This is a genomic window from Pseudoalteromonas sp. SG43-3 (assembly GCF_014164385.1).
GTDB classification, from domain to species: domain Bacteria; phylum Pseudomonadota; class Gammaproteobacteria; order Enterobacterales; family Alteromonadaceae; genus Pseudoalteromonas; species Pseudoalteromonas distincta.
Window position 1 is genome coordinate 34,214 of the sequence record NZ_JACJFC010000010.1, and the last position, 21,473, is coordinate 55,686.

Below are 21,473 nucleotides of genomic sequence, written 5' to 3' on the forward strand. Positions count from 1 at the left end.
TTTACTGATGCCCAATGGCGGCTCAGTCTATTGCAGTTAACAAAAAGATCAAGCTATACGGGGTGTAAAACCAGCTAATACTTGTGATTGCGGCCTCGGTCAGGGATAATATGCAACCATTTTTAAACACATTGTTTTTGTCAGGCCAATAATATGAGTGAATCAAGCAACACTAACCTTGAGCAAGCTAAGCAAGAAGGTAAATACATCCGCACCATTCGCAGTTTTGTAAAACGCGAAGGTCGATTAACCAAAGGCCAAGCCGCTGCAATCGAAAAATGCTGGCCAACAATGGGCCTAGAGCATAAAAACGGTATGCTTGATTTAAGCGAAGTTTTTGGCAACAACAACGATGTAGTAGTAGAAATTGGTTTTGGTATGGGTAAGTCGCTTGTCGAAATGGCAACAAATGCCCCTCACCTAAACTTTATCGGTATTGAAGTACACCGCCCAGGCGTTGGTGCTTGTTTAATGGATGCCGATGAAGCAGGCATTACCAACTTACGTATTTTTGAACACGATGCAGTTGAAGTACTTGCAGATTGCATACCTAATGAAAGCTTAACAACACTACAACTATTTTTCCCTGACCCTTGGCATAAAAAGCGTCACCACAAACGCCGTATTGTACAAACTGAGTTTGTTGAAAAGCTAAGAGCCCAACTTAAAATGGGTGGCGTTTTTCATATGGCAACAGACTGGGAAAACTATGCAGAGCACATGCTCGAAGTAATGAACGTAGCTCCTGGTTTCAAAAACCAATCAGAAACAAATGATTATGTTCCACGTCCAGATTTACGCCCGCTTACTAAGTTTGAGCAGCGCGGACATCGCCTAGGTCATGGCGTGTGGGATTTAATGTTTGAGCGCACAGAATAATTAAATTTAATTACTCACTTTTACTTTTATAAAACTAAATATACTGTAAGGCAAAGCCATTTATGAGCGTACTAACCAACCCAAGTTTACTGTTACTTCGTAATAGCGAGGCACTAACGGGAAAATCTATCTTGGTGGTCAACTTTGTTCAAGATGGCTTTTTAACAGAGCTTAAAAGACTTAATCCGCAAAGCAAAGTAACTGCGTTTAGCTACAACCATGCTAACGGAGAGTTTGCTAAAAACACCAAAGATGTTGATGTTCATGTAAGCCACACAATACCTGGTAACGACTACGATTTAGTTATTCTTTACTACCCTAAATCAAAACCAGAGTTATTAATGGCACTTGATAATATTCGATCTGCTATTACTGATGATGCCGAACTATTAGTAGTAGGTGAAAACAAAAGTGGTGTTAAGTCAATTGAAAAGCAATTAGCTGGTAAGGCTGAGTTTAGTAACAAGATTGATTCAGCTAAGCACTGCGTTCTTTACTCATTTGCTGAAATTTCTAAGCACCCTCACTTTGATATTACGACTTACCATAAAAAGTTTGTTGTTAATGTTGCCGACACTGAATTTACAGCTATTAGTGTTCCTGGAGTGTTTAATCACGGTAGTTTAGATATAGGAACGAAAGTTCTACTGGAAAACGCACCGACAATTAAGCAAGGCAAAGTTCTCGACTTTGGTTGTGGAGCTGGTTTAATAGCAACTTTTTTAGGGCTTCATAATCCAGCACTTGAGTTTGTGTGTAGTGATGTAAGTGCGCTGGCAACTTATGCAACACAGCAAACCCTAAAGCTTAACAACATCAATGGTGAGGCTATATTAAGTGACGGCCTTAAAAGCATTAATGGCAAGTTTGATTTAATTATTAGCAATCCACCTTTTCATACTGGTATTGCAACCGACTACACAGTAGCAGAAACATTTTTAGCTAATGCAAAACAGCATTTAACTAAATTAGGGAAGCTAAATATTGTTGCTAACAGCTTTTTAAAGTACCCGCCTATTTTAGAAACTCAGTTTGAAAGCTATCAAACTGTATTTAAGAACAATAAATTTGCTGTATATAGCAGCTAATTTAAATTTGTAAAATGATTGAGCACAAACGTGCTCAAGCTAACTTTCGAATAAATATAAGAATTAATTTAGTTTTTTTCCTTCATTTTTCCACGTCTTTGCTAAACTAAAACTCTAAATAATTAAAATTAACTCAGGCGATAATGAAATAATGCCTAAAAAAGTTCATCAAAGTAGCATTCGAAAAGCACTCATTAATTTGATCATGCTTATTACAGCTATTTGCTTATCGTTATCTATTTCTATCTCTACGTATTTAAGCGTGAAAGAACAAAAGCAATTAATAGTTAATAAGCTTGTTATTCTTTCTGAAATTGTAGCTTTTGATGCTGGGCAATCGGTAATTGAAGATGATCGTAAAACAGAAGAAAAACGCCTCAAGTCATTTGAAAAGATCCCTCTTGTAAAAAACATACATATTTACTCAATAGAAAAAGCATCCCAAAAGCCTGTTTTCTTTATTAGCTTTAATGCTAAAAAAACACCTCCTGTGCCACTGAGAATAGACAGTGTAGAAGAGCTAAAAACACCACGAATTACGAGTGACCATATTGAGCTAACCCGCCCTATTTACGATAACGAACAAGTAGTAGGTTATGTGTATATGCGAGGAAGCCTCGAGAGTTTAGAGGTTTATATTGAGAGAAAAATATTAATAGACGTGTTATTAACATTATTAATTCTGGCGGTTGTTTACTTTATTGCTATTAAAGTTCAACGACGTATAGCTAAGCCAATAGAGCAATTAAGCATGTTATTGCAGGATGTGTCTAAAAATCATAACTACGATGCACGCGCACCAGTAACTGATGTAAAAGAAATAAGTGCTCTTTCAAATAGTTTAAATATCATGCTTACGCGTACAAAAAAACAACTTGAACGCCACGAAAAAGATAAGCAAGAAATCAAACAACTAAACCTAAGCCTTGAAGAAAAAGTAAACCAACGAACAATCGCCCTTAGAGAGGCAAATCAAGAGCTTTTATCAACTCTTGAGCGGATGCATCAATACCAAACACAAATTGTTGAAAACGAAAAAATGGCATCTTTAGGGCAAATGGTTGCAGGTGTTGCCCATGAAGTTAACACACCAATAGGGCTAGGTATTACCGGTTCTACGTTACTTAGAGATAAACTAGCAGACATACAGCAAAGCTTTGATGACAAAAAACTTACCTCAAGCCATCTAAAACGCTTTATAGATGAAGGTATTGAAAACTTAGATTTAATTTACCGCAACTTAAATCGTGCAGCTGACCTTATATCTAACTTTAAAAAAGTAGCGGTTATTCAAGATGACGGTGTAAATACCTATATTAATGTGCACAAATTAATAAGTGATGTTTTAACATCGATTCAATCTGAATTATTGCCCAAAAAGCCTGTTGTAACTATCAACTGTCCGACCGACTTGGCTATTCATAGTAAGTCTGAACCTCTACAACAAGTTTTTCAGCAGTTACTTATGAACTCTGTAATTCATGGATTTATAGGTAAAGAAAACAATGAAATTCGCTTTGACGTAGAACTCGTCGGGAAAAAATTAACAATCGTTTATTCTGACAATGGTCAGGGCGTTGACAAAAACATTAAAAATAGAATTTTTGACCCATTCGTAACTTCAAAGCGCGGGCAAGGCGCAAGTGGCTTAGGCATGCACTTAGTTTATAACCTAGTAACACAAGCACTTGGCGGAAGAGTGATGTTTGATCTTGAAGAAAAACGCGGTGCTCGCTTTATAATTACTATTCCTTAAATAAAGATCATTAAAAAGTGCATATATTTAAAATTTATCCTTGAATTAGCATTTAATGACCTCATTAATGAGGCATGTGATAAGTGCGTAACATTATTTAATTGCTTTAAATAAATATTACCAAGCGATTTATGAACTTTTTTATCTTTGCTGTATCACATACATTGATGAAAGGTTAAAAGGTTAAAAAGTGATATAGTTTTGCTTTGAATTAGTCTGATTATTTTAAGTACCTTGTTTAATTGAATGATATGTCAATTATCAAAGGAAAATGGCTTCGACTTTATGATTCAAATAGCTACATCCATGTATATATCAATTAAACAGTAGTTTTTGCACTGCCCTTTTTTAGTAGACTTTGGACACCCTACTGTTTTATTTTTATCCAATTTGTTTTTTCCTTGTTAACAAATGGGTATAATCCTATAATCTCTAGTAATCGGTTATAAATTAGTCACCGATTTTTTATAAATAATATATTCCAAAAGGTTAATTAATAATGCAAACGCCAGTCATTCTAATCGTAGAAGATGAAGACGTAACTCGACTGAACCTAGTTAGTTTATTTGAAGCTGAAGGGTACAAAGTTATTGAAGCCATTGATGGCGATGATATGCATGACAAGCTTACAAATAACGATGACGTTAATCTTGTAGTTATGGATATCAACCTTCCTGGTAAAAACGGTCTTATTTTAGCCCGTGAATTACGCCAAAAGCGTAAAGTAGGTCTTATATTCCTAACAGGTCGTGACAACGATGTTGACCGTATTTTAGGTCTTGAAATTGGCGCAGATGACTACGTTACTAAACCATTCAACCCGCGTGAATTAACGATCAGAGCTCGCAACCTTATTACTCGTACTGCCTTAGGTGGTGAAGAGTCAGCACTAGAAACAAATGGTGTTATTACGTTTAATGGTTGGGAACTTGATGAAAACAGCCGTTGTCTTACTTCTCCAAATGGCGACGCTAAACGTTTACCTAAAGGTGAGTACAGAGCACTTCGTTTAATGCTTGATTCTCCAGGTCGCATTTTTAGCCGTGAGCAATTAATTAAGCATATGACAGGCCGTGAGCTTCGCGCAAATGACCGTACTGTTGACGTTACTATTCGTCGCATTCGTAAGCATTTTGAAAGTGATAACTCAACGTCTGAGTTAATCAGCACCATCCATGGTGAAGGTTACCGTTTCATTGGTAAAATTGACGCTTAATTAGAGCTAATTAGTTTCACTCTAATTGCTGTAAAAATAAATGAAGGGCTTTCTGTCCTTCATTTATTTTATCTGCCAGAATATCTAACCACTGCTTTAACACCTCATCAGATTCATCAATAGCACCATGTTCCATTATTTTGGCATGAAGCTGCACATCATTAAGACCTACTGAGCCAGCCGCCCCTTTGAGTTTATGCGCTACTGATTCATATTCTTCTCTATCACCAGTATTTAATGAAGTAAGTAACTCTTGCTGATATTGTGGACTTAGCTTTTCGAATAGCTGACTACTGCGTCTAAACACAACTAAGCCCATCGAATTGACAAAGTCTTCTATTGTTTCCATATCTAATAAGTGTGCATCAATGCCTTTAAGGGCTTCTTCACTTACTTTTAACAGCGGCTCTGTGCATTCACTTTGCTTAATTCCAAATAAATCAGCCAGCATTTTATCAAGCTTCACCGTGTTAATTGGTTTAGCAAGCGCCCCTTGTATTGATATGCCTTCAAGCTCTTCTTCAGCACTACGAACATTGGCCGTTAGCGCTACAATGGGTAGTTTATCAAAGTGACTATCTGAGCGTATTTGCTTGGCAACTACGTCACCATTTATATCAGGCAATTGCATATCAAGTAATACTAAATCTAAGTCATCTTCGGTTTCGACAAACGAGAGTGCATCTTCACCGGTTTCAGCCCACAACACCTCATGCCCGCGTTGCTCTAATAAGTTTGTAGCAATTTCGGCGTTAAGAGGTACATCTTCTACTAGTAAAATATACAAACCACGACCAACATAACTTTGCTCTGTTGGTGCTACACATAAATTAAGCGGTATTTGAACTGTAAAGCAACTTCCTTCGCCCTCAGTACTATTTACTGTAATTATCCCTTTCATCGCACTTACAAGTGCCTTAGTTACAGCCAAACCAATACCGGAACCTATTGCGTTAGTCCCTTTTAAATCTGGCGCTTTGTAATACATATCAAATATATGAGCAAGCTGCTCTGGCGGAATACCCTGGCCGGTATCCGATACTTTCATAACTAACCATGGGCCTTCAACTCTGTTTTCTCGGCTACATTCAAGTGTTACCTTCCCTTGCTGTGTAAACTTAACGGCGTTATTAATTAAGTTCCAAACAACTTGGCGTAAGCGAGTTGGGTCGAGCTGTGCGTAAATATCCAGCACCCCATTGCGCTTAATATCAAACTCTAGCTCTTTTTGCTCCGCGATTAAGCCCGCAAAGTTAACAACGTCATTTATAAAGTCTGATACGTTAATAGAGTTGGTCACTATATCGAGCTGATCTCTATCTATTTTGTCTAAATCAATAATATCGTTAAAAATATTGCCGAGCGTTTCAGCACTCGAAAATATAGTATTACCCCAACTACGCTGCTGTTTGTTTAAGTCAGTATCAAGCAGCATTCGTGTTAAACCAACAATACCATTGAGCGGTGTACGTAGTTCATGGCTTAATGTGGCAATAAACTTACCTTTGTCTTTATAGGCCGTTTCGAGCGCTTGAGCGGCCTCCTTACGACTTGTGATATCACGACCAAAGCCCAGTAGACCAATGTAATCACCTTCATCATTTATAAAAGGTAATTTACGCAGCTCAAACCAACGCGTTTCGCCATTTACCTCATAACCCACATCAATGGTTAGTGCTTTATGGCTTTGCTCTACTTCTTTATCGGTTTTCAAAACTTCAGATAAAAAGTGGCTAGGAAATATCTGCTCAACCGTTTTGCCAATTAGTTCGCTACTTGATTTGCCCATTACTTCTTCAAACATTTTATTACAACCAGCAAACACGCCATTGTTATCGCGGTAATAAAATAAATCAGGAGATGAATCAACTATTGAGCGCTGCAGCATGCTTTGTTGAGCAAGTTCTTGTTGTGTTTTTTTACGCTCAGCAATTTCTCGTCGTAGTTCTTCGATAGCGCGGTGCTTGGCATGAAATGCCATTTTACGCTCATCAATTTCGATGTTTAGACGGTTAATGTTATCTTTTAGGGTTTGATTTAAAAGCTTTTCTTGCTTGGTGGCGCTGTCTAAATAAGCATATGAGGCATCTAGTTGTCGAATTGAATTAAGCAACACACTTATAATTAAAGGAGAAACCACAGCCGTAAAAAATACCACGGCTAAAATATCAACCAGGTGTAATTCGCCTATCGCCACATAATAAAACATGCTCGATAAAATAAGAGATACAGTTAAAAATAAAGTGTAACAAATAGCAGCGGTTTTAAATTCACCAAATCGCGTTATTGAGCTGGAAAGTACCCGAGCCCAAGGGCTCAAAGAATAATCGGTCATACGTAATTTTATCTCTTAGCTGTGTACTTAATATAAAGAAGGCAATGCGTATGTATAAACATACCATTTTCCCAGATTTTAGCATTTTTCTCCTACCACTACTCACGTTGTGCGATAAAAACAGAATTTTTCATGTTTGATTTAGCTCATCTATTAAACTCATCATTTCAGCAATAAATTATTTAGTGTAAAATGCCCCGCTTTATTATCCCCAAAATACGAGTAGCGCACATGCAAACCAATATGCCAGATATAGCAGACACTGCACCCGCTTTACAAACAGGTAAATTAGACTGGGTTGGCATGGGCGAAATAGAACTGCCATTTATTTTTGAATCCCGAGACTTATCTCCAGTTACAGTAAACGCCAAAGCTCGTGCATTTGTAAATTTACATAAAGAAGATGCCAAAGGCATTCATATGTCACGTCTATTTTTGGCACTTGATCTGCTTTCAACCGAGCAGCAAGTCAATCCGCAAACGATAGCGCAGGCACTCGATACCTTTATAACTAGCCACGAAGGGCTGAGCGATAAAGCACAAATTGAATTTAAATTTGAATTACCGCTACGCCGTAAGTCACTATTAAGTGGTAAAGCGGGCTGGAAAAGCTACCCAGTTGTACTTACCAGCACAATTGAAAATAACGTTATTAGCTACGAGCTAACCGTAGATGTAACTTATTCTTCAACGTGCCCATGCTCTGCTGCACTTGCGCGCCAGCTTATACAAAACGCGTTTAACGAAAAGTTTAACCAAGAAACGTTAAGCCAAAAAGATGTGCACGAATGGCTAGGCACTACACAAGGCATTGTAGCTACTCCTCACTCGCAGCGCTCTATTACCAACGTAAAAGTAAAGCTTGATAGCAACATTCAAGAATTTGACGTAGTTACGCTAATTAACACTCTTGAAGCTGAGCTTAAAACACCAGTACAAGCAGCAGTAAAACGTGAAGATGAGCAAGAATTTGCCCGTTTGAATGGTCAAAACCTTATGTTTTGTGAAGATGCAGCGCGTAAAATTAAAGCATTGCTAGAGGCAAACAATTACAGTGATTATTGGCTGCAAATAAACCACTATGAATCACTGCATGCGCACGATGCTGTAGCTATTGCAGTAAAAGGTATTAAAGGAGGCTACAAAGCTTAATCGCTGTGTAGCTATTGCTTGTAAACCAGCCGGTAATTATTTTATAACCCATACTTTTTAGGCACGTAAATTGCTTTGTTTGAGCAGTGTCAATTTGTTGTTATGGAGTTACCGTATGGAATTCGCTTTATTATTAATCCTAGTATTAGTTGTCGGGGCCTCTGTTGTTGCGTCAAAATTTAATGACGATGGCGGAAACCCGTATCCTTTTACTCGCAAGCAAACTGTTTTTACGCAGGTTGAAGGCGCTTTTTTAAATCTTCTCGAGCGTGCTGTTGGCGATCAATATAAAATTGTTAGTCGCGTTAAGTTAATCGACGTTATTGACTGTAAGCAAGGCCTTTCAGTAAAGTCTAAACGTGCTGCTTTAGCTAAAGCTAAAAATAAGCAACTCGACTTTGTATTAATCGATAAAGAAAAACTAACAATCATTGCTGCTGTTGACCTAGTTAACAATGCCAACAAAGATGGCCACAAAGCTCAACGCGACTGGTTTGTAAACGGTGCACTAGAGTCTGCGGGCATTCCACATATTCGTATGAAAGTTAAATCGGGCTACCGCCCTTCTGAAGTACGCGATGCAATTATGTTTAAACTTGGTAAGCCTGCAGCAACACAAACTCAGCGCCCTGTTCGTAATCGCTCACACAAGCCAGCGGTACTTTCACCTTCTCAAGCTAAAGCGCAAACTACCGCGTTAGCTGAAATTTAAAAAACGAATTAAATACTCTCCTAAAAAGTATTTAAAGCGAGCTCATAAACAAGCTCGCTTTTTTGTTTTTTATTGCTAACTTCACGTATAATAAAGTGATTCAAACTCAGGAATTAAACTTTATGAATGTTGGTATTATTGGCGCAATGGAGCCAGAAGTTAAAATTTTACGTGAAGCTATGCAAAACCCACAAATTTTAACTAAAGCAGGTTTCACTTTTTATACTGGCGAGTTGGCTGGTAACACGGTGACACTTGTTCAATCTGGTATTGGTAAAGTCGCATCAACTATTGCAACTACCTTACTGATCGATAACTTCAAACCTGATTGCATAATTAACACAGGCTCAGCCGGTGGATTCGATCCTTCTCTTAGTGTTGGCGATGTAGTAATTTCGTCAGAAGTACGTCACCACGATGTAGACGTAACTGCTTTTGGCTACGAAATTGGCCAAGTACCACAAATGCCGGCAGGCTTTGCAGCACACCCTAAATTAGTTGAAGCAGCACAGCAAACTATCGAACAAATCAGTGATGTTAAAACACTCGTTGGCTTAATTTGTACTGGTGACACATTTATGTGTGACCCTATACGCATTGATAAAGCACGTAGTGATTTTCCTACAATGCTTGCTGTTGAAATGGAAGGCGCTTCAATTGCACAAACGTGTTTTACGCTAAACACACCATTTGTTGTAATTCGCTCAATGTCTGATATTGCTGGTAAAGAGTCACCACAATCATTTGAAGAATACCTAGAAACAGCATCAATCAACTCATCTAAAATGGTTGTTGCACTTTTAGAAAAGCTTACAGCAGTATCTCTGTAAATGCTTAGCAATATTGTTCAAAATCACTTGGACTTTATTGCCTTTATACTAGCGCTTCTTGCTGAGCGCTTTATTCCCCTTATTAGCTGGTATCATCCTAATACGGCGTTAAATGCTGTTTTTAGTGCTATTGGCAAACGTATATACAAAAGCAAAGAACCTAAAAGCTATCAATATTTGGCAGCTATACTCGCAAGCTCACTTATTTTAAGTGTCATTCTCATTATTGTAGTGTTGCTACTCGAGTTTGCTTTTTATCCTGAATTACTCGCTGGCCTTATTTTATACTTATGCTTAGAAAGTAAGAGCATTGATAAAAAAGCACTTCGCATTGCAAAGCTAACTAAACAAAATCAAAAATCCACAGCGCGCGAATTACTAAAGCCACTGCTTGCCCGTGAAGTTAATAGACTTTCATCTGCTGGTATTATCAAAGCATTAATTGAGAGCTTAATACTGCGCACCGCTCGATACTATTTCGTGGTCATATTTATATTTTTAGCATTTGGCCCTATAGCTGCCCTTGCCTATCGGTTACTTACCTTAATACAACAAGCATGGCGTAGTGATATCCCCCCAAATAGTTACTTTTTAAAACCGCTTAAAACACCCTTGTTTATTATTGAATATATTCCGATGCGCTTACTCGCTTTAACTATTGCAGCAAGTCGAGCAAGCAAACAAAGCATGCATTATATAAAGCATTATGGCAGGCATTTTTATCAAACAAATACAGGCTGGCTCTTAAGCACATGTTCTGCATCACTTGGCGTTCAGCTGGGCGGGCCTGCAGTTTATTTAGGTACTCGCTTTAATAAAATGCGTATTGGTACTGATAGACTACCTACACCCGAGGATGTACCTGTAATAATTAATAGGTTAAATCAGGCCCGTGTATTTTGGTTGTTAGTAATAGCCAGTATTGAAATATTAAAATTGATTTAAAGGGCTCAAAATACGAGCACAAAAAAACCAGCCGAGGCTGGTTTTTTAGTTTTTAAACTGTGCTTAAGCTACAGTGATGTTTGCAAACTTACGTTTACCTACTTGGTAAATAGCCGTTGTGCCTTTTGCTATTTCAAGTTTGGTATCAGTGATTTTATCTTCACCGTTAAGTTTAACTGCACCTTGCTTAATCATACGCATTGCTTCTGATGTACTTACTACTAAATTTGCTTCTTTAAGCAAGTTAGCAATTAAAATAGTATCTTCTGCAATAGTGATTGTTAGCTCTGGGATTTCATCTGGTAACGCTTTTTTCTGAAAACGCTGAATAAAATCATCATGTGCACCTTGTGCATCAGCTTCACTATGAAAACGAGCAATTAGCTCTTTAGCTAGTTCAATTTTAATATCGCGCGGATTCGTACCTTGCTCAACACGTTCTTTTTGAGCTGCAATTTCTTCAATAGAAAGCGCACTTAATAAGTCGTAGTAACGCCACATTAGCACATCACTAATTGACATTATTTTACCAAACATATCGTTAGGTGCATCAGTAATACCAATGTAGTTACCAAGCGACTTAGACATTTTTTGAACGCCGTCAGTACCTTCAAGTAATGGCATCATTAATACTGTTTGCGGCTTTTGACCTTCTACTTTTTGTAGCTCACGGCCCATTAACAAATTAAAGCGCTGATCAGTACCACCTAGTTCAACATCTGACTCTAGTGCAACCGAATCCCAACCTTGTACCAGTGGATATAAAAACTCATGAATTGCAATTGGTTGGCCGCTTCCATAACGCTTTTTAAAGTCATCACGTTCAAGCATACGTGCTACGGTTTGGTTTGCAGCAAGTTTAATCATGCCTGCAGCGCCTAACTTTTCCATCCAAGTAGAGTTAAATGCAACAGTGGTTTTAGCAGGATCTAGAATTTTGAATACTTGTTCTTTATATGTTTCGGCATTGGCTAGTACGTCTTCACGAGTAAGTGGTTTACGCGTTACGTTTTTCCCCGTTGGGTCACCAATCATGCCAGTAAAGTCACCAATTAAGAAAATAACCTCATGACCTAAATCCTGAAAGGTTTTCATTTTATTAATTAGTACAGTGTGTCCTAAGTGTAAATCAGGCGCTGTAGGATCAAAGCCTGCTTTTATTTTTAGCTTCTTGCCCGACTTTAGTTTTTCAACTAGTTCGTCTTCAATTAATATTTCTTCTGCACCGCGTTTTATCTCTGCTAGAGCGGTTTGTAAATCCACTGTGTATTACTCCAAAATTCTGCCGACGAAGGGGCGACTAGTTACTTGCGTAGTCACGGTTTAATAAAGGTTTAAACCGAATAAATAGATGTAGCTAACATAACAAATTTCTACCTAATTAAAACAACTTTTTAAGTGATTCATGCAACTAAACTAAATCAATTGAGTCTTAGCTAGGTAGAGCGTTAAAAAAGGCTTTCTAAGCCCGATTTTAGCGTAGTTTAAGGTCAGTTTAAATCTACAAAACACTAGTATTCGTACATTATTAAGTATATCCTGCAATATTATGTATTTATTATCTTGACAGCAGAAAAAGGCACGTTATGGTTCACGTGGTTCACACGCTCCCCAAAAAACACAAATTGCTTATTCTAGGTTTGGTTTCTGCTATTGTTGGCTTAGCCTTTCTTCCTTCTGAAAAAGCCACTGCATCCAAAGACAATAGTGCAAATGCACTAGAAATTGGTAAGCGCTATGAGTTACAAGTTAAAGTTGATAACAACGAAAAATTAACTGAGTTAAATTCAGAGCAAGCAGCAGAAAAGTTACCAGAATACGACTTTGTCGATCATAAAGTTAAAAATGGCGACAATTTAGCAATTATCTTTAAGCGTGCTGGTTTTTCGGCTCAAACGCTTCATAAACTAATTAACACTAATGCTGAGACTCGCAAGCTGACTAAAATTCACCCAGGTGAAATACTTAGTTTTGCGACAGCTGAAGATGGCTCCTTAGCTCAACTGCGCTATGTGATTTCAAAAACAGATACTTTATTTGTTACCTTAAACGAAGAAGGTAATTACGATACAGCTATTGATAGCAAAGAAATTGAAACGCTAACCAAAACCGCTGGCGGCGAAATATCTAACAATTTTTGGACTTCAGCAATTGCAGCAGGTTTAAGCGAACGCCAAATAATGAACTTTGCTGACATATTTGGTTGGGATGTTGATTTTGCAAACGACATTCGTAAAGGCGATGTATTTGGCTTAATTTACGAGTCTCACTATGTTGATGGCGAGTTTATTGGTACTGGTAAAATTATTGCAGCTGAATTTGTAAACCAAGGTCAGCGCTTTGCAGCTATTCGCCATACCGACGGCAATTTTTATACGCCTGAAGGGCGTAGCATGAAAAAAGCATTTTTACGTGCGCCTGTAAGCTTTAAGTATATTAGTTCGAGCTTTAACCCTAAGCGATTACACCCTGTTACGGGGCAAGTTAGAGCGCACCGTGGTATCGACTTTGCAGCACGCACTGGCACACCTGTTGTTGCATCTGGTAACGGTAAAGTAATTAAAGCCGGTTACAGCAAGTACAACGGTAACTATGTATTTATTAGCCATGGCACGCAATATGTAACTAAGTACTTACACCTAAATAAGAAGCTAGTTAAAACGGGCCAAAAAGTTAAACAGGGCCAACAAATTGGTACTGTAGGTTCTACAGGTCGTGTTACTGGTGCACATTTGCACTATGAATTTTTAGTAAATGGCGTTCACCGTAATCCTAAAACTGTAAAACTTCCTAAGTCAGAGCCATTACCTCGCTCAGAACTTGCCAAGTTTAAACCTATTGCTGATAACTTTATTGCCCAGCTTGAGCGCAATCGCGAGCTACAGTTAGCACTTAAATAAAGTTTATCAATAAACATTAAAAAAGCCTTTGCAGGTTTAACCTGCAAAGGCTTTTTTGTATACGCTATAAACCATTAGTACATCAGTACATAAATGAGCTGAATAACTAAAGACACCATCACTAATGGCCAAATATATTTACTGTATTTGGTTGCGCCGTTGAGCCCTATTTTACTTTGATACTTTTCAAGCAAGGGTATAAGTATCGCCAGCGCAACAAACAAACCAATTAAAATAACGAATATGTTCATATTAACGCCCTACTTATGGTAATTCGTGGCCTTTAGCGCTTACATAAAGTGCATACCAATGCTCACGAGTTAGCTCTACGTTTACAGCATCACAAGAGGCTTTAATCCGTTTAGCATTAGTTGTTCCAATAATTGGCTGAATAGATGCGGGATGGCGAAGCAACCATGCAAGTACAATTGCCTCAGCAGAGGTTTCATAAAGTGCAGCCAGCTTATTAACTAAAAGACTGGTGTTTATATCTGCCTGAGATGCGTTTGATAAATCACTACCGCTGTACAAGCCTTGGCATAAACTACCCCAGCTTTGAATTTGGATTTCAAAATGTCGACAGTACTCAATACTACCTGGTGTAAAATTAAGATCTTTACCGTCACTGTTACCGGCATATACACCTTCATCAACAAACTGATGTTTTTGTAAACTAGCCTCAATTTGGTTAGCCACAATCGGCATATCAAGTGCGTGCTGTAAAAAGTTCATTTGGTGCTGCTGCATATTCGATACTGCAAAATTGCGCACTTTACCGCTTTCTTTTAAGCAACTAAATATACGAGCAATTTCGTTAACTTCCATGAGTGGATCAGGGCGATGCAGCATAAGTACGTCTAAATAGTCTGTATTTAATCGTTTTAATGATGCTTCAACTGATTGCTCAATCCACTTTGGGGAAAAATCATAGCGCTTTGGCCCTAAGTCATCTTCAAATCGAATCCCACACTTAGATTGAATATACATGTGCTCTCTAAGCTCTGGCCGCTCACTTAATGCTTTACCAAAAACCTGCTCTGCTTTACCAAAAGTATAAATATCAGCATGGTCAAAAAAATTAATACCGCCTTCAATGGCGTTATCTATACACTCATGAGCTTGCTTAACATGTGCATCAGTGATTGCGTCTTTATTCCAACCGCCGCCAAGACCCATACATCCAAATACAAGTTTACTAACGTGAGGCAAGTGCTTTGCTAAAGGCGTGTGAAGCATGATAACTATCCTTAAAATGTTGAAGAGCTGTTACTGTAAACAAAAAGTGCTGAACAAGAAACCATTTAGCGGTGAACAAATTAAGAACAAAAAAAAGCGCAGTAAACTGCGCTTAATGGTTAATCTATTTTAAATTACATTTTTAGCCAACAAGTGCTAATAAAATACCCGCAGCAACTGCACTACCAAGTACACCCGCTACGTTGGGTCCCATTGCATGCATAAGTAAAAAGTTATGTGGGTTACTTTCAAGGCCAACTTTATTAACTACTCGTGCCGCCATTGGCACAGCCGATACACCTGCCGCCCCAATTAATGGATTTATAGGCGTTTTAGATATTCGGTTAAGTCCTTTTGCCATAAATACGCCAGATGCCGTACCAATTGCAAAAGCCAGTGCGCCAAGCACTAAAATACCAATCGTCTCAACAGTTAAAAACTTATCTGCAGCAAGCTTTGAACCAACAGCTAAGCCTAAAAATATAGTTGTAACATTGATGATTTCGTTTTGAGCACTGTTACTTAATCTATCAACAACACCCGACTCTCGCATTAAGTTACCTAAACAAAACATACCTACCAGAGGTATAGCAGCCGGTAAAAACATAGCCGTTAAACTAAGCACCATAAGTGGAAAAATAATCTTTTCCTTTTTAGATACTTTGCGAAGCTCTGGCATTTTTATTTTACGCTCTTCTGGGGTTGTTAGTGCACGCATAATTGGCGGCTGAATAATTGGCACAAGTGCCATATATGAATACGCAGCTACTGCTATTGCGCCTAGTAAATCAGGTGCCAGTTTTGATGCTAAAAATATTGCTGTTGGCCCATCGGCACCACCTATAATGGCTATAGCCGATGCGTCCTGTAGAGTAAATTCAAAACCTGGCACATAGTTAAGTAATATAGCGCCAAACAATGTAGCAAAAATACCAAACTGTGCAGCCGCACCTAATAACAACATACGTGGGTTTGCAATAAGTGCGCTAAAGTCGGTCAGCGCCCCTACTCCCATAAATATCAACAGCGGAAAAATCCCCGTATCAATACCCACATAATAAACGTAGTACAAAAGCCCACCTGGGTCTGACAAACCTGCCACTGGTACATTTGTTAAAATTGCACCAAAACCAATAGGTAGTAATAATAGTGGTTCAAAGCCTTTAGCTATCGCTAAAAACAGTAATAAACACCCTACCGCAATCATTATTAACGATGGGATTGTAAAGTTAGCAATGCCTGTCGCATTCCAGAGGTTTAAAATACCTTCCATCCTCTATTTACTCCTAAGCTAATGCAATTATAGCGTCGCCGGTAGTTACAGCATCGCCTTCACTAACTAACACTTCAGCAATTGTTCCGGTATGCGTAGCGCGTATTTCAGTTTCCATTTTCATGGCTTCCATAATAATCACTACATCGCCTTCGTTAACAACTTGCCCAGCTTTTACTTTAATCTTAAAAATATTACCGGCTAGAGGCGCGTTAAGTGTTTCACCTGATGCAACCGAAGCAGATTGAGGAATGTGCTCAGAGTCTTTTAATGTTACTTCTTTAAGTTCACCACCTTGCGCTACGACTACGTCATAAACTTTACCATCTACTTTTACACTGTACTGCTCAGCCTTCACTTTGTTACTATTTGAAACTGATTTAGAAGGTGCTTTACTGCTTTTATCTTCAACAGAAGGTACTGGCTCAAATGCATCTGGGTTGTTGCGGTTTTTAATAAACTTCAAACCAACTTGTGGGAATAATGCATAAGTTAATACGTCATCAATTTGATCATCAGCAAGTGTTAAACCTTGCTCTTGTGCTTCTTTTAATAACTCAGCTTCAAGCGTTGCAAGCTCAGGTGCAATGTTATCAGCAGGGCGACAAGTAATAACTTCCGCTCCATCAAGCACGCGCTCTTGTAGCTCTTTATTCATTGGTGCTGGTGTTAAGCCATATTCACCTTTTAATACGCCAGCAGTTTCTTTAGTAATTGTTTTATAACGCTCACCCGTTAGCACATTAAGTACCGCTTGAGTGCCAACAATTTGCGACGTTGGTGTTACTAAAGGTAAAAAGCCAAGATCTTCACGTACACGTGGGATCTCAAGTAAAACCTCATTAAGCTTATCGGCTGCGCCTTGCTCTTTAAGTTGGTTTTCCATGTTTGTAAGCATGCCACCAGGTACTTGAGCTAATAAAATGCGCCCATCAACCCCTTTTAAGCTACCTTCAAATGCCGCATATTTTTTACGTACATCTCTAAAGTAAGCAGCAATTTCTTCTAGGTGGTTTAAATCAAGCTCAGTATCACGCTCAGTCCCTTCAACTATCGATACAATAGTTTCAGTTGCAGAATGTCCATAAGTCATACTCATTGATGAAATAGCGGTATCGAGCATATCAATACCAGCATCAATTGCTTTTTGGTAAGTAGCAGTACTTAAACCTGTTGTAGCGTGGCACTGCATAGCAATTGGAATAGATACAGTTTCTTTAAGTGCTTTAATTAGTTTTTCAGCATCGTACGGCTTTAATAAACCCGCCATATCTTTAATACAAATTGAGTGACAACCCATATCTTCAAGCTGCTTTGCAAGAGTTAGCCACATATCAAGTGTATGAACTGGGCTAACTGTGTACGAAATAGTACCTTGAGCGTGAGCGCCTACTTTTACAGCCGCTTTAATAGCTGTTTCTAGATTGCGAACATCGTTCATTGCATCAAATATACGAAATACGTCAACGCCATTTCTATGTGCACGTTCTACAAATTTTTCAACTACGTCATCAGCGTAATGGCGGTAACCTAATAAGTTTTGACCGCGTAATAGCATTTGCTGTTTAGTATTAGGCATCGCTTTTTTTAGTGCACGAATACGCTCCCAAGGATCTTCGCCTAAATAACGAATACACGAGTCAAATGTAGCACCGCCCCACGATTCAATAGACCAATAACCCGCATCGTCTAATTTGCTAGCAATCGGTAGCATATCGTCTAGGCGCATACGCGTTGCTAATAATGATTGGTGAGCATCGCGTAATACCAATTCTGTTAGTTTTAATTTAGCCATGTGTGTGCCCCTTATTTATTATTTGATTTGTACTGAGCAATGGCAGCACTAATAGCAGCGATGTGCTCATTAGGCACACCTTGAGATTTAAAAGATGGTGATTTAACTGGTGTCGCCACGTCAGGTTCGCTAAAGCGCGTCACCAAATTAGACATAAGCGTTACTGCACCAATTAATATCGACAGAAATACAAACACCCCAACCATGCCAGTAAGCATTAAGTTACCAGCCGTTGTGAGTAGAGCACCTATATCCATTTTTCTCCCCTTGAAACCCATATCGAAAATAAAAAATCGATTTAATTAAATATTTATTCACTGGATAATAACAAAACTAATCGCTTTGTCTACATCTTGTAAATTGGTAAAACCAATCAAACAATAAATAACATAACACTCAATTAATTTACATGCCATAACTCAGCAATCACGCGCTCTACAATACATACAAGAAATAACGACTATAGCTAATAGTTATATGGAAGTTGTTAATTAACTATCAAGCTAAGTAAAAATAAACACTAATTCTTAATATAAAATGCAAAGCCACACACCAATTGTTAATTGGTCTTACCAAAATAAGTTTATTTAGTGAACATTTAGCAGTTATTTGCAACAGTGTGAATAACTTACATAACAAAGCGTAAAAGTTACTAACCAACTAATAACTAGAATAACAGCAAAAACCCATAACTAATTGATATTTATGCCAAATAAATTTTGGCATATAACTGGCATTAGTTATTATGAGCAAATTTGATAACCAAGGAGAAAACAATGTTACGCTGGACAATTACATTTTTAGTTATTGCTTTAATCGCTGCAGTGTTAGGTTTTGGTGGCATCGCAGGTGCCGCAGCTGGTATAGCAAAAATTATATTTTTTATCTTTTTAGTACTTTTAGTGATTTCATTAGTTTCAGGTGCACTACGTGGTAAATCACCCAGGTAGATAAAGCATTCAACTAACAAACACTAAAATTTAATTAATACTTACAAGGAATTACACTATGAACTCTACAACTTTAAAAGCAGCACTAATCGCAGTATTTGCAGGTTTTTTCATGATGGGTTGTGAAGACAACCATGCAGAAGATGCTGGCGAACGTATCGACGAAGCAGTAACTGATGTGCAAAACTCTGTTGAAGATGCATGTGAAAATGTTAAAGAAGGCGTGAACGCTGAAGAAACTAACTGTTAATTCTTCTTGTACCGCTAAAAAAACGGCTTTCGAGCCGTTTTTTTGTGCCAGTAATAAAATCACTGACTATAAAGCTGCTCATTTAGCAGTTAGCTTGTTAAAATAAAAAAAACGATATTTAAAGCAAGGCAAAATGGCATTCACAACCACCTACACATTAGATAAACCCTACTTTTACGAGTGTTTTGATGAGTCACTCCCTTATAGTAAGCGTGCAAAACCTAAATACTTTTTACTTGTGTTGTTAGTTGCGCTTGGTCTATTTGGCATTTATGTTTTAAACGATCATTACTTAGGATCGTTTATGATCATGTTAGCGGTACTCGAATGCGTCGCTTTTTACTATCGCAGACCATGGTGGGTAACCAGACAAATGCTCAGCAGAGCATCAGGCTCTGAGGTAACACTTACCTTTGATGAAGAAGGTATTAAATCTTCTAATCATTACAAAAGCTATCAATTAGAATGGCAAAATATAAGCGAAGTAATAGACACCCAGCAAGGTATTATTATTAAAAATAAAAGTGGTATGCAGTACATATCAAAACAAATACTTAATCCTGAAACACTCGCTTTTATAAACAAAAAAGCCACTCAGTGAGTGGCTTTTAGTCTAGTTGAGTTAATTACTCAACTACGTATACGTGTTGATTAAGCATTGCCCGGATTAGGGTTCGACTTTTCAGCTTGTATGCGCATGTAAATCTCTTCACGATGCACTGATACGTCTTTTGGTGCATTAACACCGATTCGAACTTGATTTCCTTTAACACCTAGAACAGTAACTGTTACTTCGTCACCAATCATTAGGGTTTCACCTACTCTACGAGTTAGTATTAGCATTCTCTTGCTCCCATGTTCCAATAAAAATTATAAGATTCCGCTTAAACATACTAATGAAAATTAGACTGAAAAGTAAGTAAAAACTCGCAATCTATCCATTTTCTGTTAAAAATGCCTTGTGTAATGCACGAACAGCCAACTCTAAGTACTTTTCATCTATTAAAACTGAAATTTTAATCTCTGAAGTCGAGACTAAAACCACATTAATATTTTCCTGCGCTAATGCATCAAAAAATAAACTAGCGACACCAGAATGTGATTTCATACCCATGCCAACAGCAGAAACTTTAGCTACCGCTTGCAATCCGCTTATATTTTGAGCACTGAGCTGAGCTTGATCTTCACTCAATAATTCAAGTGCTTGCAGATAATCATTCGAGTGCACAGTAAAAGCATAGTCTATTTTTTCAAAGTTATGATTAACTTGATTAATCATATCTATTTCGATGCCATTTTCGGCAAAAAGTTTCAATATTTTTGAAAGATATTGCGTGCCCGTTGGCACACCTTGTACCTTAATTAAACATTCGTCACGATTAAACGCAATCCCCGATACAACCTTGCTTGGCATATCGTTCTCCTCAAAACTTATTAATGTACCTTCATCGGGATTAAAGCTCGAAAGCACCCTAAGTGGCACATTATGTTTTCCTGCGGCTTCTACTGAGCGAATATGCAAAACTTTCGCCCCTAAACTTGCCAGTTCTAGCATTTCGGCAAAGGTAACTTGGCTCATTCTGCGCGCGTTAGGTTCAACACGAGGATCTGTAGTATATACGCCGTCAACGTCTGTATAGATCTGGCATTCGTCAGCTTTTATAGCCGCAGCTATTTCCACAGCCGATGTATCGGTGCCGCCGCGCCCAAGCGTTGTAATGTTGCCCTCAACATCACGCCCCTGAAACCCAGCAATAATAGCAATACGATTATGCTCAAGCTCATGCTTTAAACGCGTAGCAGCAACCTCTGCAATACGAGCTTTACCAAACATGTTATCGGTTAAAATATTGACTTGATCGGCTAATAAGCTCACAGCAGAGTGGCCACGTTTTATAATAGCCATAGCAAGTAGTGATACAGAAACCTGCTCTCCGGTACTAATAAGTACATCTAGTTCACGGCTACTCGGGCGAGTATCAATTTGTTTGGCGAGATTAATTAAGCGGTTGGTTTCTCCCGACATAGCCGAGAGCACCACAACCACTTGATGTCCTTGTTGTCTGGTTTTTACAACAAGGTCGGCGACCGCTTCAATTCTCTCTATTGAGCCGACCGAAGTGCCACCGAATTTTTGAACAATAAGCGCCACTTAG

General features: G+C 38.3%; 21 protein-coding genes. 12 read left to right on the forward strand and 9 right to left on the reverse strand.

Going from position 1 to position 21,473, the window contains the following annotated elements; genetic code table 11:
* Positions 1 to 153: 153 nt before the first annotated feature.
* The 4 genes from trmB (at position 154) to arcA (ending at position 4,939) form a co-directional block, all read left to right on the forward strand.
* Positions 154 to 879 carry a tRNA (guanosine(46)-N7)-methyltransferase TrmB gene (gene trmB, locus H5157_RS10955; protein WP_007582957.1) on the forward strand — a complete coding sequence of 242 codons (726 nt, stop codon included), beginning with the start codon at positions 154 to 156 and terminating at the stop codon, positions 877 to 879.
* Between the two features lie 62 nt (positions 880 to 941).
* Positions 942 to 1,967, forward strand: coding sequence for a 16S rRNA (guanine(1207)-N(2))-methyltransferase RsmC (gene rsmC / locus H5157_RS10960; RefSeq protein ID WP_024605357.1), 1,026 nt, complete (start codon positions 942 to 944; stop codon positions 1,965 to 1,967).
* A gap of 151 nt (positions 1,968 to 2,118) precedes the next feature.
* A complete protein-coding gene (locus tag H5157_RS10965; protein WP_182671521.1) occupies positions 2,119 to 3,723 on the forward strand; it encodes a sensor histidine kinase in 1,605 nt (534 codons plus the stop codon).
* A gap of 499 nt (positions 3,724 to 4,222) precedes the next feature.
* Positions 4,223 to 4,939: a two-component system response regulator ArcA gene (gene arcA / locus H5157_RS10970; protein ID WP_002962549.1), complete on the forward strand. Its 717-nt coding sequence runs from the start codon at positions 4,223 to 4,225 to the stop codon at positions 4,937 to 4,939.
* 16 nt (positions 4,940 to 4,955) lie between these two features.
* Here arcA and arcB read toward each other — a convergent pair whose 3' ends face one another.
* Positions 4,956 to 7,274, reverse strand: coding sequence for an aerobic respiration two-component sensor histidine kinase ArcB (gene arcB / locus H5157_RS10975; protein WP_182724680.1), 2,319 nt, complete (start codon positions 7,272 to 7,274; stop codon positions 4,956 to 4,958).
* A 231-nt stretch (positions 7,275 to 7,505) separates the two neighbouring features.
* Between arcB and folE2 the strand changes: the two genes are divergently transcribed.
* The 4 genes from folE2 to H5157_RS10995 all read left to right on the forward strand — a co-directional run bounded on the left by folE2 (position 7,506) and on the right by H5157_RS10995 (position 10,913).
* A complete protein-coding gene (gene folE2, locus H5157_RS10980) occupies positions 7,506 to 8,426 on the forward strand; it encodes a GTP cyclohydrolase FolE2 (RefSeq protein ID WP_182724681.1) in 921 nt (306 codons plus the stop codon).
* A 115-nt stretch (positions 8,427 to 8,541) separates the two neighbouring features.
* The gene (locus tag H5157_RS10985) at positions 8,542 to 9,138 is read left to right on the forward strand and encodes a DUF2726 domain-containing protein (protein ID WP_002962552.1); all 597 of its coding nucleotides are present in this window, start codon (positions 8,542 to 8,544) and stop codon (positions 9,136 to 9,138) included.
* 122 nt (positions 9,139 to 9,260) lie between these two features.
* A complete protein-coding gene (gene mtnN / locus H5157_RS10990; RefSeq protein ID WP_024597687.1) occupies positions 9,261 to 9,968 on the forward strand; it encodes a 5'-methylthioadenosine/S-adenosylhomocysteine nucleosidase in 708 nt (235 codons plus the stop codon).
* The gene (locus H5157_RS10995) at positions 9,969 to 10,913 is read left to right on the forward strand and encodes a regulatory signaling modulator protein AmpE (RefSeq protein ID WP_182724682.1); all 945 of its coding nucleotides are present in this window, start codon (positions 9,969 to 9,971) and stop codon (positions 10,911 to 10,913) included.
* A gap of 63 nt (positions 10,914 to 10,976) precedes the next feature.
* Here H5157_RS10995 and tyrS read toward each other — a convergent pair whose 3' ends face one another.
* A complete protein-coding gene (gene tyrS / locus H5157_RS11000) occupies positions 10,977 to 12,176 on the reverse strand; it encodes a tyrosine--tRNA ligase (protein WP_007585427.1) in 1,200 nt (399 codons plus the stop codon).
* Between the two features lie 323 nt (positions 12,177 to 12,499).
* Between tyrS and H5157_RS11005 the strand changes: the two genes are divergently transcribed.
* Positions 12,500 to 13,813, forward strand: a complete 1,314-nt coding sequence (locus H5157_RS11005; protein WP_182724683.1) for a peptidoglycan DD-metalloendopeptidase family protein — start codon at positions 12,500 to 12,502, stop codon at positions 13,811 to 13,813.
* Between the two features lie 74 nt (positions 13,814 to 13,887).
* Here the strand turns inward: H5157_RS11005 and H5157_RS11010 are convergent, their stop codons facing one another.
* The 5 genes from H5157_RS11010 to H5157_RS11030 form a co-directional block, all read right to left on the reverse strand.
* Positions 13,888 to 14,064, reverse strand: coding sequence for a hypothetical protein (locus H5157_RS11010; protein WP_007583822.1), 177 nt, complete (start codon positions 14,062 to 14,064; stop codon positions 13,888 to 13,890).
* 13 nt (positions 14,065 to 14,077) lie between these two features.
* Positions 14,078 to 15,049, reverse strand: coding sequence for an aldo/keto reductase family oxidoreductase (locus H5157_RS11015; RefSeq protein WP_024597683.1), 972 nt, complete (start codon positions 15,047 to 15,049; stop codon positions 14,078 to 14,080).
* 142 nt (positions 15,050 to 15,191) lie between these two features.
* Positions 15,192 to 16,322, reverse strand: a complete 1,131-nt coding sequence (locus H5157_RS11020) for a sodium ion-translocating decarboxylase subunit beta (RefSeq protein ID WP_002961942.1) — start codon at positions 16,320 to 16,322, stop codon at positions 15,192 to 15,194.
* A 13-nt stretch (positions 16,323 to 16,335) separates the two neighbouring features.
* A complete protein-coding gene (oadA, locus tag H5157_RS11025; protein ID WP_182724684.1) occupies positions 16,336 to 18,117 on the reverse strand; it encodes a sodium-extruding oxaloacetate decarboxylase subunit alpha in 1,782 nt (593 codons plus the stop codon).
* 11 nt (positions 18,118 to 18,128) lie between these two features.
* The gene (locus H5157_RS11030) at positions 18,129 to 18,374 is read right to left on the reverse strand and encodes an OadG family protein (protein ID WP_002961940.1); all 246 of its coding nucleotides are present in this window, start codon (positions 18,372 to 18,374) and stop codon (positions 18,129 to 18,131) included.
* A gap of 519 nt (positions 18,375 to 18,893) precedes the next feature.
* On the opposite strand from H5157_RS11030, the gene H5157_RS11035 reads away from it, so the two are divergent.
* The 3 genes from H5157_RS11035 to H5157_RS11045 all read left to right on the forward strand — a co-directional run bounded on the left by H5157_RS11035 (position 18,894) and on the right by H5157_RS11045 (position 19,918).
* Positions 18,894 to 19,067, forward strand: a complete 174-nt coding sequence (locus H5157_RS11035; protein WP_002961939.1) for a DUF1328 domain-containing protein — start codon at positions 18,894 to 18,896, stop codon at positions 19,065 to 19,067.
* A gap of 58 nt (positions 19,068 to 19,125) precedes the next feature.
* Positions 19,126 to 19,317, forward strand: a complete 192-nt coding sequence (locus H5157_RS11040; RefSeq protein WP_002961938.1) for a hypothetical protein — start codon at positions 19,126 to 19,128, stop codon at positions 19,315 to 19,317.
* Positions 19,318 to 19,450: 133 nt separating this feature from the next.
* Entirely contained in the window at positions 19,451 to 19,918 is a 468-nt protein-coding gene (locus H5157_RS11045) for a YcxB family protein (RefSeq protein WP_182724685.1), read from the forward strand.
* A gap of 50 nt (positions 19,919 to 19,968) precedes the next feature.
* On the opposite strand, the gene csrA is transcribed toward H5157_RS11045, so the two are convergent.
* Both csrA and H5157_RS11055 read right to left on the reverse strand, forming a co-directional pair.
* Positions 19,969 to 20,160 (reverse strand): carbon storage regulator CsrA, encoded by a 192-nt coding sequence (csrA, locus tag H5157_RS11050; protein ID WP_004587515.1) that lies wholly within the window; start codon positions 20,158 to 20,160, stop codon positions 19,969 to 19,971.
* Positions 20,161 to 20,251: 91 nt separating this feature from the next.
* Complete coding sequence (locus H5157_RS11055) at positions 20,252 to 21,469, reverse strand: aspartate kinase (RefSeq protein WP_024597680.1); 1,218 nt, start codon at positions 21,467 to 21,469, stop codon at positions 20,252 to 20,254.
* Between the last annotated feature and the right edge of the window lie 4 nt (positions 21,470 to 21,473).

Excerpts from the sequence above, each read along its gene's own strand:
- trmB (WP_007582957.1), top strand. The coding sequence starts at position 154 with ATGAGTGAATCAAGCAACACTAACCTTGAGCAAGCTAAGCAAGAAGGT.
- rsmC (WP_024605357.1), top strand. The coding sequence starts at position 942 with ATGAGCGTACTAACCAACCCAAGTTTACTGTTACTTCGTAATAGCGAG.
- H5157_RS10965 (WP_182671521.1), top strand. The coding sequence starts at position 2,119 with ATGCCTAAAAAAGTTCATCAAAGTAGCATTCGAAAAGCACTCATTAAT.
- arcA (WP_002962549.1), top strand. The coding sequence starts at position 4,223 with ATGCAAACGCCAGTCATTCTAATCGTAGAAGATGAAGACGTAACTCGA.
- arcB (WP_182724680.1), bottom strand. The coding sequence starts at position 7,274 with ATGACCGATTATTCTTTGAGCCCTTGGGCTCGGGTACTTTCCAGCTCA.
- folE2 (WP_182724681.1), top strand. The coding sequence starts at position 7,506 with ATGCAAACCAATATGCCAGATATAGCAGACACTGCACCCGCTTTACAA.
- H5157_RS10985 (WP_002962552.1), top strand. The coding sequence starts at position 8,542 with ATGGAATTCGCTTTATTATTAATCCTAGTATTAGTTGTCGGGGCCTCT.
- mtnN (WP_024597687.1), top strand. The coding sequence starts at position 9,261 with ATGAATGTTGGTATTATTGGCGCAATGGAGCCAGAAGTTAAAATTTTA.
- H5157_RS10995 (WP_182724682.1), top strand. The coding sequence starts at position 9,969 with ATGCTTAGCAATATTGTTCAAAATCACTTGGACTTTATTGCCTTTATA.
- H5157_RS11005 (WP_182724683.1), top strand. The coding sequence starts at position 12,500 with ATGGTTCACGTGGTTCACACGCTCCCCAAAAAACACAAATTGCTTATT.
- H5157_RS11010 (WP_007583822.1), bottom strand. The coding sequence starts at position 14,064 with ATGAACATATTCGTTATTTTAATTGGTTTGTTTGTTGCGCTGGCGATA.
- H5157_RS11015 (WP_024597683.1), bottom strand. The coding sequence starts at position 15,049 with ATGCTTCACACGCCTTTAGCAAAGCACTTGCCTCACGTTAGTAAACTT.
- H5157_RS11020 (WP_002961942.1), bottom strand. The coding sequence starts at position 16,322 with ATGGAAGGTATTTTAAACCTCTGGAATGCGACAGGCATTGCTAACTTT.
- oadA (WP_182724684.1), bottom strand. The coding sequence starts at position 18,117 with ATGGCTAAATTAAAACTAACAGAATTGGTATTACGCGATGCTCACCAA.
- H5157_RS11030 (WP_002961940.1), bottom strand. The coding sequence starts at position 18,374 with ATGGATATAGGTGCTCTACTCACAACGGCTGGTAACTTAATGCTTACT.
- H5157_RS11035 (WP_002961939.1), top strand. The coding sequence starts at position 18,894 with ATGTTACGCTGGACAATTACATTTTTAGTTATTGCTTTAATCGCTGCA.
- H5157_RS11040 (WP_002961938.1), top strand. The coding sequence starts at position 19,126 with ATGAACTCTACAACTTTAAAAGCAGCACTAATCGCAGTATTTGCAGGT.
- H5157_RS11045 (WP_182724685.1), top strand. The coding sequence starts at position 19,451 with ATGGCATTCACAACCACCTACACATTAGATAAACCCTACTTTTACGAG.
- csrA (WP_004587515.1), bottom strand. The coding sequence starts at position 20,160 with ATGCTAATACTAACTCGTAGAGTAGGTGAAACCCTAATGATTGGTGAC.